Origin of the sequence: Streptomyces sp. WAC06614 (assembly GCF_003949795.1) — a bacterium.
Classification (GTDB): Bacteria; Actinomycetota; Actinomycetes; order Streptomycetales; family Streptomycetaceae; genus Streptomyces.
On the sequence record NZ_RPRY01000037.1, the window covers coordinates 25346 to 34751 of the forward strand.

General features: G+C 70.8%; 9 protein-coding genes. 3 read left to right on the plus strand and 6 right to left on the minus strand.

Annotated elements, in window-relative coordinates; genetic code table 11:
* Positions 1 to 23 precede the first annotated feature (23 nt).
* On the minus strand, positions 24 to 971 hold the full coding sequence (locus tag EF918_RS08040; RefSeq protein WP_125643025.1) for a LysR substrate-binding domain-containing protein: 948 nt from the start codon (positions 969 to 971) through the stop codon (positions 24 to 26).
* A 135-nt stretch (positions 972 to 1106) separates the two neighbouring features.
* Between EF918_RS08040 and EF918_RS08045 the strand changes: the two genes are divergently transcribed.
* Together EF918_RS08045 and EF918_RS08050 are read left to right on the plus strand one after the other, a co-directional pair.
* Positions 1107 to 1661 (plus strand): peroxiredoxin, encoded by a 555-nt coding sequence (locus tag EF918_RS08045; protein WP_125643029.1) that lies wholly within the window; start codon positions 1107 to 1109, stop codon positions 1659 to 1661.
* 2 nt (positions 1662 to 1663) lie between these two features.
* The gene (locus EF918_RS08050; RefSeq protein WP_125643032.1) at positions 1664 to 2203 is read left to right on the plus strand and encodes an alkyl hydroperoxide reductase; all 540 of its coding nucleotides are present in this window, start codon (positions 1664 to 1666) and stop codon (positions 2201 to 2203) included.
* A 67-nt stretch (positions 2204 to 2270) separates the two neighbouring features.
* Here the strand turns inward: EF918_RS08050 and EF918_RS08055 are convergent, their stop codons facing one another.
* The 4 genes from EF918_RS08055 to EF918_RS08070 all read right to left on the minus strand — a co-directional run bounded on the left by EF918_RS08055 (position 2271) and on the right by EF918_RS08070 (position 7221).
* Positions 2271 to 3650 carry an AI-2E family transporter gene (locus EF918_RS08055; protein WP_125643035.1) on the minus strand — a complete coding sequence of 460 codons (1380 nt, stop codon included), beginning with the start codon at positions 3648 to 3650 and terminating at the stop codon, positions 2271 to 2273.
* A gap of 138 nt (positions 3651 to 3788) precedes the next feature.
* On the minus strand, positions 3789 to 4478 hold the full coding sequence (locus tag EF918_RS08060) for a transglycosylase SLT domain-containing protein (RefSeq protein WP_125643038.1): 690 nt from the start codon (positions 4476 to 4478) through the stop codon (positions 3789 to 3791).
* 357 nt (positions 4479 to 4835) lie between these two features.
* On the minus strand, positions 4836 to 6152 hold the full coding sequence (locus EF918_RS08065) for a PhoH family protein (protein WP_125643041.1): 1317 nt from the start codon (positions 6150 to 6152) through the stop codon (positions 4836 to 4838).
* 307 nt (positions 6153 to 6459) lie between these two features.
* Positions 6460 to 7221: an isoprenyl transferase gene (locus tag EF918_RS08070; protein WP_125643044.1), complete on the minus strand. Its 762-nt coding sequence runs from the start codon at positions 7219 to 7221 to the stop codon at positions 6460 to 6462.
* A 128-nt stretch (positions 7222 to 7349) separates the two neighbouring features.
* Between EF918_RS08070 and mgrA the strand changes: the two genes are divergently transcribed.
* Positions 7350 to 8390: an L-glyceraldehyde 3-phosphate reductase gene (mgrA, locus tag EF918_RS08075; protein ID WP_125643047.1), complete on the plus strand. Its 1041-nt coding sequence runs from the start codon at positions 7350 to 7352 to the stop codon at positions 8388 to 8390.
* Between the two features lie 120 nt (positions 8391 to 8510).
* Here the strand turns inward: mgrA and EF918_RS08080 are convergent, their stop codons facing one another.
* A complete protein-coding gene (locus EF918_RS08080; protein ID WP_125643050.1) occupies positions 8511 to 9248 on the minus strand; it encodes an A24 family peptidase in 738 nt (245 codons plus the stop codon).
* Between the last annotated feature and the right edge of the window lie 158 nt (positions 9249 to 9406).

Consider the following 9406-nt stretch of genomic DNA (forward strand, 5'->3'; position numbering starts at 1 on the left):
CGCCCCTGGCGGTGCGGCCCGCGCTAGGCCGCGGGCCACACCGGCAGGGGCCGTACGGCTTCGCGCAGGGCTGCGGCCAGGGCGGTGAACTCCTCCTGGCGGGCGGTGCCGGTGCGCATGGCCAGGGCGATCCGCCGGGAGGGCACGGGCTCGGCGAAGCAGCCGGTGGACAGGTACTCGTTGCGCGCGGTCTCCAGCCGCAGCGCGGTCCGCGGCAACAGGGTGACGCCCAGTCCCCCGGCGACCAGTTGTACGAGGGTGGACAGGCCCGCGGCGGTGGTGGTGACGTCGGGGCCCTCGGTGCGGCCGGCCTCGCGGCAGATGTCCAGGGCCTGGTCGCGCAGGCAGTGCCCCTCGTCGAGCAACAGCAGCTGCAGGCCGCGCAGTTCGTCGCGCGGGATGTCCCGGCGCCCGGCCAGGGGATGGTCGCGGGGTGCCAGCAGGACGAAGTCCTCGTCGAAGAGCGGCAGTTCGGTGACGCCGGGAACGCCGAGGGGCACGGCGAGCAGCAGCAGGTCCAGCCGGCCGGCGGCGAGGCCGTCGAGCAGCGAGGCGGTCTGCTCCTCGTGCACCTGGAGGTCGAGCCGCGGGAACCGGCGGTGCAGCAGTCCGAGGACGGTCGGCAGCAGGTAGGGGGCGACGGTCGGGATGACCCCGAGGCGCAGCACCCCGGTGAACGGCGCCCGGACCGCCTCGGCCTCCTCCAGCAGTCCGGACACGGCGCCCAGGACGGCCGTGGCGCGGGCGGCGATCCGTTCGCCGGCCGGGGAGAGCAGCACCTTGCGGGTGGTGCGCTCCAGCAGCTGGACCCCGAGCGCCTCCTCCAGGGCGGAGACGGCGCCGGACAGGGCCGGCTGGCTCATCCCGATCGCCGCGGCGGCGTCCCGGAAGTGCAGGTGCTCGGCGACGGCCGCGAACGCGCGCAGCTGTGCGAGCGTCGGCTGCTTCGCTCCTCTATTACCGACAGCCACTGATAGGTACCTCCGATCACCCGGCACAAGACTAGCTATTTCCACAATCAATGCAGCTGTGCCAGCATGTGAGATCCGTCCAACCCCTTCGGAAAGCCCCCAAAAGGGTTACTTTCCAGTCAGCAAGGAGAGCACGTGCTCACTGTCGGTGACAAGTTCCCCGCCTACGACCTGACCGCCTGCGTCTCGCTCGAGGCCGGCAAGGAGTTCGCCCAGATCGACCACAAGTCCTACGAGGGCAAGTGGCGCGTGGTGTTCTTCTGGCCGAAGGACTTCACCTTCGTCTGCCCGACCGAGATCGCCGCCTTCGGCAAGCTGAACGACGAGTTCGCCGACCGCGACGCCCAGGTCCTCGGTGTCTCCGGCGACTCCGAGTTCGTCCACCACGCCTGGCGCAAGGACCACAAGGACCTGCGCGACCTGCCCTTCCCGATGCTGGCCGACTCCAAGCACGAGCTGATGCAGGCCTGCGGCGTGCAGGGCGAGGACGGCTTCGCGCAGCGCGCCGTGTTCATCGTGGACCCGAACAACGAGATCCAGTTCTCCATGGTGACCGCCGGCTCCGTCGGCCGTAACCCCAAGGAGGTCCTGCGGGTCCTGGACGCCCTGCAGACCGACGAGCTGTGCCCCTGCAACTGGAACAAGGGCGAGGACACCCTCGACGCCGGCGCGCTCCTGGCCGGTGAGTGAGCATGGCCCTCGATGAGCTGAAGGCCGCCATACCGGACTTCGCCAAGGACCTGAAGCTGAACCTCGGCTCGGTCATCGGCAACCAGGACACCCTCTCGCAGCAGCAGCTGTGGGGCACCGTCCTGTCCTGCGCGATCGCCGCCCGCTCCCCGCGCGTCCTGCGCGAGCTGGAGCCGGAGGCCAAGGCGAACCTCTCGCCCGAGGCGTACTCCGCGGCCAAGTCCGCGGCCGCGGTCATGGCGATGAACAACGTCTTCTACCGCACCCGGCACCTGCTGTCGGACCCGGAGTACGGCACGCTGCGCGCGGGCCTGCGGATGAACGTCATCGGCAACCCGGGCGTGGAGAAGGTCGACTTCGAGCTGTGGTCGCTCGCGGTCTCCGCGATCAACGGCTGCGGCCAGTGCCTGGACTCGCACGAGCAGGTCCTGCGCAAGGCCGGTGTGGACCGCGAGACGGTCCAGGAGGCCTTCAAGGTCGCCTCGGTGATCCAGGCCGTCGCCGTCACCCTGGACGGCGAGGCGGCGATCGCCGGCGCGTAGTCGCGCTCCGCTGCACACCCGACGGGGCCCCTGGCATGCGCCAGGGGCCCCGTTCGCGCGTACGGGCTCAGCGGCCGGCACCGCGTCCGTCCTCCATCGGGGACGTCGGCAGGGCGGTGGCGCCGTGGGGGCCCGGGCCGATGCGCAGTTCGGTCTCGCGGGAGTACGCGCGCAGGTAGCCGACCACGGTGTTGGTGACCGCGACCAGCGGCACCGCGACCACCGCGCCGCCGATGCCGGCGATCATGCCGCCGGCGGCCACGGAGAGCACCACCGCCAGCGGGTGGACCCGGACCGCCCGGCCCAGGATGAACGGCTGCAGGACGTGGCCCTCGATCTGCTGCACGGCGAGCACCACGAGCAGCACCATCAGCGCCGTCCACACGCCCTGGGTCACCAGTGCCACGACCACCGCCAGCGCGCCGGAGACCACGGCGCCGACCAGCGGGATGAAGGCGAACAGGAAGATGAACACAGCCAGCGGCACCGCCATGGGCACCTTGAGGAAGTAGATGCCCAGGCCGATGAAGATGGCGTCGATCAGCGCCACGATCACCGTGCCCCGCACGTACGCGGTCAGGGTGCGCCAGGCCCGCGGGCCGGCCCCGGCGACGCCGGGCCGGGCCGCCGCCGGCACCAGGCCCAGCACCCAGCCCCAGATCTTCCGGCCGTCGTGGAGCAGGAAGAGGGTCGAGAACATCGCGAGGAGTATCCCCGTGAGGACCTCCACCATGACGGTCACGCCCTGCAGGCCCGCGGAGGTGATCTGCTCGGTGTTGGTGCCGATGGTGTCCGTGAGGTTCTTGGCGATGTCGTTGATCTGCTGCTGGGTGACGTGGAACGGACTGTCCAGGGCCCACTGCTTGAGCTCGTTGATGCCCTCCTTGACCCGGTTGGACAGGTCGTCGAGGTTCTCCATGACCTGCCAGACCACGAACCAGCCGACCAGCCCGATGATCGCGAAGCCGAGCACGGCGGTGAACGCCGTGGCCAGTCCGCGGGGCAGGCCGAGCCGGCGCAACCGGACCACGAAGGGCTGGAGCAGGGCGGTGACGAGCATGGCCGCCGCGAAGGCCAGCACCACGAGCTGCACCTCGCTGATGACCTTCATCAGCACCCAGAGCATCCCGGCGAGCAGCAGCAGCCGCCAGCTCACCTCGGCGGCCACCCGCATCCCCCAGGGGACGACGGTCACCGGGTCGGGCCGCACCCGCCGGTACGGCGGCGGCTCGTCCGCGTGGCCGTGCCCGTGACCGTGCCCGGCGACGGGCCCCGCCGCGGGGACGGGCGCCGTGGCCGGTACGGGCCGCTCGGGGGGCGCGCCGACGCCCTCGGCCTCGGCCGCGGCACGCCGGGCCTCGACGTCGGCCTTGACCGCGTCGAGCCGTGCCTCCATGCGGTTCAGTCTGTTGCCGAGCCGGCCGAGCCAGCCTGCCACCTTGCCCATTGCGTTCCCTCTCCCCCGCCTGTTCCGCGCACGTGGCGCACCCCGTCGACCGTACACGCGAGGAGCCCCGCACCGAAGGACGGTACGGGGCTCTCGGGGGTTGAGCGACGGCGGAAGGGGGGTGTCCGGGAAGGATCCTCAGTACCAGCCGTTGGCCTGGTGGAAGGTCCAGGCCGCGCACGGGCTGCCGTAGCGCCCGTTCATGTAGTTCAGACCCCACTGGATCTGGGTGGCGGGGTTGGTGCGCCAGTCGTCGGCGACCGAGGACATCTTCGAGCCCGGGAGCGCCTGGACCAGGCCGTACGCGCCCGAGGACGAGTTGACGGCCTTGTAGTTCCAGGTGGACTCCTCGTTGATGATGTTCGAGAAGCACTGGAACTGGCCCGCCGGCACGATCTGCCGGGCGATGTCCTTGACCTGGGCGACCGTGTAGGAGCTCTGCGGGGCGAAGCTGGAGGCGTCGCGCGTCGCCGAGCGGCTCGCGATCTGGTCCTTCTCCTCGCGCTCCTTCTTCGCCTTGGCCTCGGCGTCGGCCTTCTTGGCCTTGGCGTCCTTGGCGGCCTGGAGGCGGGCGGACTCCTCCGCCGAGCGCTTGGCCTCGGCATCGGCGGCGTACGCCATGGCGTCGGCCTGCTGCGTCAGGGACGCGTTCTGGACCGAGGCCTGTGAGCCGACCGGGATGTCCGTGAGGAGCGTCGCGCCTGACGCGGTGGTCTCCAGGTCGTTCGGATTCTGGCCGTCGCCAGTGGCGACGCCCACGACAGCGCCTACGGTGGTGACCGCAGTGGCCGATGCCACGGCGATTCCCCGGACCGAGATCCGGCTCACACGGTGTCCTTCCAGCAGCGTCCGCCTCGGTGACCGCAGCGTCCGCGAATCTGCCCCTGGCGCGGGCCTCCTGATCCAGCGGTCACTGGAGGCGCGGGCCCATTGCTGGGCGGCATACGGCTGTTGGCTATGGAGTTGTGGATACAGCTGTGCCGTATGCGGGGCCTGACGGAAAACAGACTCTGCCGGAGCCGGACGCCGCAAGGCAATTCCCCGTTGCGTGGGAAAGGTCACACCAGGCATGTCCTGTCGGGTTCTTGGAAACCCCTGTGCAGCACGGCGCCGCCCGGCTAGGCTCTTCGGCCTTTGCCGGGCGGCGCCAACTCGCGCTGCCCTTCTGGGCTGTTCAGGGTGTTTTCAGAGGGTTTCGAGCATCTCCGTGACCAGGGCGGCGATGGGGGAACGCTCGGAACGGGTGAGGGTCACGTGGGCGAAGAGCGGATGACCCTTCAACTTCTCGACCACGGAGACCACTCCGTCGTAACGCCCCACGCGCAGATTGTCCCGTTGTGCCACGTCATGGGTGAGAACGACCCGACTGTTCGCCCCGACCCGGGACAGCACGGTCAGCAGCACGTTCCGCTCCAGCGACTGCGCCTCGTCCACGATGACGAAGGCGTCGTGCAGCGAGCGGCCCCGGATGTGCGTGAGCGGCAGCACCTCCAGCATCCCGCGGCTCAGCACCTCCTCGATGACCTCGCGCCCCGCCACCGACGAGAGCGTGTCGAAGACGGCCTGCGCCCACGGGCTCATCTTCTCGGACTGGTCGCCCGGCAGATAGCCGAGCTCCTGCCCGCCGACCGCGTACAGGGGACGGAAGACCATCACCTTCTGGTGCTGGCGGCGCTCCAGCACCGCCTCCAGGCCCGCGCACAGGGCCAGGGCCGACTTGCCCGTACCGGCCCGGCCGCCCATCGAGACGATCCCCACCTCGGGGTCGAGGAGCAGGTCGAGCGCGATGCGCTGCTCGGCGCTGCGGCCGTGCAGGCCGAAGGCCTCACGGTCGCCGCGGACCAGCCGGACGTTGCCGTCGGCGGTGACGCGACCCAGTGCCTTGCCCCGCTCGGACTGCAGGACCAGACCCGTGTGGACGGGCATCTCGGCGGCCTCCGGCACGTACAGCCGCTCCTCGGAGTAGAGCAGGTCCACCTGCTCCCCGGAGAGCGACAGTTCGCTCATCCCGGTCCAGCCGTCGCCGGTGATGGCGAGCTCGGCGCGGTACTCCTCGGCCAGCAGGCCCACGGAGGAGGCCTTGATGCGCAGCGGGAGATCCTTCGAGACGACCGTGACGTCGTACCCCTCGGCCTGGAGGTTGCGGGCGACCGCGAGGATCCGCGAGTCGTTGTCCCCGAGCCTGAAGCCGGCCGGCAGGACGCCTGGGTCGGAGTGGTTGAGCTCGACACGCAGGGACCCGCCGAGGTCTCCCATCGGGATGGGGGCGTCGAGGCGTCCGTACCGGACCCGTACGTCGTCCAGCAGGCGCAGGGCCTGCCGGGCGAAGTAGCCCAGTTCGGGATGGTGCCTCTTGGCCTCCAGCTCGGTGATCACCACGATCGGGAGCACGACCTCGTGCTCGTCGAAGCGGGTCACGGCGTTGGGGTCTGCCAGCAGGACGCTGGTGTCGAGGACGTAGGTCCGCCTGTCGGGCAGGCGGCGCTTTGTGCTGGTCACCACGGAAGGACGTACCCCCTCGGAAGAGGTCGGGCCATGAAGACCGGACCGGTCATCGGCACCCATGCCAGGGCCGATTTCCGGCCCTCCACTCCGTCCGTGCGATCGGCACGTGCGTCCTGGTGCAAAGGGCCTCCCGGGCGGACGGCCCCATGCCGTCCGCTGAGACTCGACACCCGTGGATCGGGCGTCGACCTGCTAGGGATATTCCCTCGAAGACCGCCTGCCATGCCATGGCATATGACGGACGCTCGGTGAATCCCTGGTGAAAGCCTCGCGGGAGGGGCGTGTCGAACCGGCCGAGGGGCCGTCAGGTTCCGTAGCGCCGGTGCCGGGCGGCGTAGTCACGCAGCGCCCGGAGGAAGTCGACCTTGCGGAAGGCCGGCCAGAAGACCTCGCAGAAGTAGTACTCGGAGTGCGCGCTCTGCCAGAGCATGAAACCGGACAGCCGCTGCTCGCCGCTGGTGCGGATCACCAGGTCGGGGTCGGGCTGGCCACGGGTGTAGAGGTGCTCGGAGATGTGGTCGATGTCCAGGATCTCGGCGAGCTCCTCGATCGAGGTGCCCTTCTCGTGGTGCTCCAGGAGCAGCGAGCGCACCGCGTCCGCGATCTCCTGGCGGCCGCCGTAGCCGACGGCGACGTTGACGAGTATCCCCTCGACGTCGAGGGTGGCCTGCTCGGCCTCCTTGAGCACGGACTGGGTCCGGTCGGGCAGGATGTCGAGGTTGCCGACGTGGTGGACCCGCCAGCGGCCGTCGGAGGCCAGACCCCGGACGGTGTTCTCGATGATGTTGAGCAGCGGGCGCAGCTCGGCCTCGGGACGGTCCAGGTTGTCCGTGGAGAGCATCCACAGGGTGACGACCTCGACGTCCGTCTCGTCGCACCAGCCCAGCAGCTCGTAGATCTTGTCGGCCCCGGCCTGATGGCCCTGCACGGTGGTGCCGCCGGAGGCCTTGGCCCAGCGCCGGTTGCCGTCCAGGATGACGCCGATGTGCTTGGGCACCGCATCGTGGTCGAGGCGGCCCTCCACCCGGCGTGCGTAGAGCTTGTACACCAGGTCGCGCAGCTTCACGATCTTCCTGCCCCTCCGTGCAATGCCCCCGTGTGCGATTGCGGTCTCCCCCGACTGCGCCACATTACTGCGGACGGGGATGCCTGGCCCAACTCGGTCTGTCACAAGTCCGTGATAGGGAGGACAACGTGACTGATACCAATCTCTATCGGGCAGACGCCTCCCGATACGACTCCATGCCCTACCGGCGCACGGGCCGCAGCGGCCTCAAGCTGCCCGCGATCTCCCTCGGCCTCTGGCACAACTTCGGTGACGACAAGTCCCTGGAGTCCCAGCGGGCGATCCTGCGCCGTGCCTTCGACCTCGGCGTGACCCACTTCGACCTGGCCAACAACTACGGGCCGCCGCCCGGCTCCGCCGAGCTCAACTTCGGCAAGATCTTCGCGCAGGACTTCGCGCCGTACCGCGAGGAGCTGGTGGTCTCCACCAAGGCCGGCTATCTGATGCACCCCGGCCCGTACGGGGAGTGGGGCAGCCGCAAGTACCTGCTGAACTCGCTGGACGCCTCGCTGCGGCGGATGGGCCTGGACCACGTCGACATCTTCTACTCGCACCGCTTCGACCCCGAGACCCCGCTGGAGGAGACGATGGGCGCGCTCGCGTCCGCCGTCCAGCAGGGCAAGGCGCTCTACGTCGGCGTCTCCTCCTACACCGCGGAGCAGACCCGGGAGGCCGTGGGCATCCTGCGCGAGATGGGGGTGCGCCCGCTGATCCACCAGCCCTCGTACTCCATGATCAACCGCTGGACCGAGGAAGACGGCCTGCTGGACACGCTGGAGGAGGCCGGCATGGGCTGCATCTCCTTCGCCCCGCTCGCCCAGGGCCTGCTGACCGGCAAGTACCTCCAGGGCGGCATCCCGGAGGGCTCGCGCGCCTCTCAGGGCAAGTCCCTCAACCCCGACCTGCTCTCCGAGGAGGTGCTGCGCAGGCTCCGGGGCCTGGGCGAGATCGCGGCCCGCCGCGGCCAGTCGCTGGCGCAGCTCGCGCTGACCTGGGTGCTGCGGGACGAGCGGATGACCTCGGCGCTGATCGGCGCGTCCAGCGTGAAACAGCTGGAGGAGAACGTCGCCGCGCTGGCGGGGGCGCCGCTGACCGCGGAGGAGCTGAAGGAGATCGACTCCTTCGCCGTCTCCACGCCCGGCACGAACATCTGGGCCCAGCGGGGCTGACCTGCCGTTTTCCCCGCCAAAGAAAACGGGCCGGTCCGTGGGGGGGATACGGACCGGCCCGAGGGGGGGGTTCCACCATAACCCTTCGTAAAGCGTGCTGCGTGCATCGGCGCGCCACGACTACGCTCCGAATCCGCCCAGGAGCACTCCGGTGAACGCCCCGGCGGCCATGAACGGACCGAACGCGAAGGCCGCCTTCCGGCCCGCCCGGCCGCGCAGCACAAGGCCGAGGCCGTATACGGCGCCGTAGAGGAAGCCGAGGAAGGCTCCCGCGGCCCATACCCCCCACCCGTACCACCCAAGAGCGACGCCGAGCGCGAGCGCGAGCTTGACGTCCCCGAAGCCCATGCCCGCCGGGTGGATCAGGAACAGCACGAGGTAGCCGCCGCCGAGGGCGGCCCCGCCCAGCAGCGCGGTGCGCCAGCTCCCGGCCGCGCCCGGGACCGCCTGGGCCAGGCCCAGGAGCGCGGCCGTGGCGGCCGCCAGGGGCAGGGTCAGGGCATCGGGGAGCCGGTGCACGGCCAGGTCGACCAGGGCGAGCAGGACCAGGGCCGGGGCGAGGAGGACGAAGACCGCCGTCTCCGGGCGCGGGCCCGAGGCCGCCCCCAGCGCGGCGCAGACCGCACCGGTGACCACCGCCACCCCGGCCGGGGCCGGGCCGTAGCGGTGGGGCACCGCCCCGGCTCCGCCCGGGCACCGGGCGGAGCCCGGCCGGCGCCCCAGCGGGTGGCCGTCGGGGCAGGTGGTGCGCCACGGCTCGTCCGGCGGGACCGAGAGGCGGTACGCGGCCCTCGGGAGCAGACGGGCGCCCGCCAGCGCGCCGTACCCGGCCGCCACCCCTGTGATCACCCAGGTCATTTCCGTGACCCTAGGGCGGGGGCGGCGGCCGGGCATGGGCCCCCGGGCCCAAACCGGCCGTCGCCCGCGGCCCTTTCGGGCAGCATGCCGGGTGTACGGCCGATCTACGGGAGGGGTCCGGGTGCGGTGGCGGGACGGGTGGGGGGCCTTGGTGGTGC